The sequence below is a fragment of the Cryobacterium sp. MLB-32 genome, from assembly GCF_000738085.1.
Lineage (GTDB): Bacteria > Actinomycetota > Actinomycetes > Actinomycetales > Microbacteriaceae > Cryobacterium.
Genome location: NZ_JPRS01000269.1, coordinates 1 through 1550, shown reverse-complemented (window position 1 = coordinate 1550; position 1550 = coordinate 1). Strand labels below are relative to the sequence as shown.

The 1550-nt window shown below is 59.9% G+C and carries 2 protein-coding genes; both read right to left on the bottom strand.

Annotated features, from left to right (window positions below):
* Positions 1-261: 261 nt before the first annotated feature.
* On the bottom strand, positions 262-1068 hold the full coding sequence (locus tag JF66_RS17405) for an ABC transporter substrate-binding protein (RefSeq protein WP_035880000.1): 807 nt from the start codon (positions 1066-1068) through the stop codon (positions 262-264).
* 29 nt (positions 1069-1097) lie between these two features.
* The coding region (locus JF66_RS17400) for a histidinol dehydrogenase (protein WP_197059470.1) at positions 1098-1550 on the bottom strand (453 nt) is incomplete at its 5' end.

Here is a 1550-nt window from a genome sequence, read left to right as displayed (position 1 = left end):
TGCCTCGGATCACGCGAAAATTGGACAGCCGGGCCAAGGCGACTATGAGTCCGAGAACCAGAGCGAGAGCCATTGCTCCGAGGGCGAGGACGATCACTACAGGCACGGCGCCCAGCAATTGTGGAAAGACTTTGAGGACATTGTCAACGAAATCCATGGGGACGACTCCTTAGACAAGAGGGGCGGGCGTCCGCTGTGCACGGCCCGCGTTGAAATATGAGCGAAGCGCGTCTCCAGCGGATGCTGGAGACGCGCGAGAACCTACTTTGAGGCGTTGTCCGCAGTCAGGCCGTACTTCTGGAGGATCTCCAGGTACTGGGGGGTCTTCTTCAAATCAGCCAGTCCGGCGTTGAGGTCGGCGAGAAGCGCGGTGTCCTCCGTGCGCAGCCCCGCGCCGATCTGTCCGGGGAAGAACGGCGTGTATGGAGTCACGAGCGAAATCTTCGGGTTGGGCTTCTGCACCAGGCTGTAGGCCAAAACCGCACTGTCAGTGATCGCCGCATCCACCTGCTTGTTCTCCACTGCCGAGATCAGGGCCGCTTGCGAGTCGAACAACTTCGTTTCGCGTCCTCCCAGCGTGCCGATGAAATCGGCGAAAACGGTTCCGGTCTGGGCGCCGAGCACGAGGCCCTTCATGTCGTCGCGGGTCTCGACCTTGGATCCGGCAGGTACGAGCAGGCCTTCACCCTGCTGGTACCAGATGTCGGTGAAGTTGATGGTCTTCTTGCGCTCGTCGGTGACGTACATCGCGTCGACGATGACATCCGCTTTCTTGGCCTGCAGAGCCGTGATGAGAGTGGCGAAGTCGGTCACGAAGACGTCGATTTTCCACCCCTCCTGCTCGGCAATGGCATTGAGCATTTCACCGTCGATGCCGGTGAGCTTGCCGGCATCGTCGGTGTACGAGAAGGGTGCGTCATTCGAGGTGGCGATGGTGAGCGTTCTCGTGGCCGAGTCTGCTCCCGTCGTCGACTCGGGCGAGCTGCATGCCGTAACGGCTACTGATGCTGCGAGCAGAAGCGGGAGTACGAGGGCCAAACGCCTCGTGGTCGGTGTGAATTTCTTCATGGTGCAGCCTTTCCTTGGTGCTGTCGGGACTAACGGTTGAAGCGATTGATGCGCAGAGTCGCGGTGGCCTTATGCGCGGACATTCCTTCGAAAGCAGAAATGGCCTCGACATGCGGCGCTACGAGTGGAGTCGCTCCTTTCGAGACGCGCTGGAAGGTGAGGGGCTTGAGAAACCTCGCCACGGACAGGCCTGCGGACGACCGCGCTCCGCCACCTGTGGGCAGAACATGATTCGTACCGGTGATGCCCTTGTCCGAATAGGCGACGGTGGACCACGGCCCGAGAAAGATGGAGCCGTAGTTGGTCAAGTTTTGATGAAAGAAGTCATCATCGTTGGTGAGAATCTCGAGGTGTTCGGGAGCCAGAATGTCCATCAGGTCGACAGCGGTTTCTCGATCTTCGACCAGGTACACCGATCCGTAATCGCGCCAGGCAGGGCCCGCTATGTCGCGCGTGGAGAGAGACTCCAGCTGCTTCTCGAT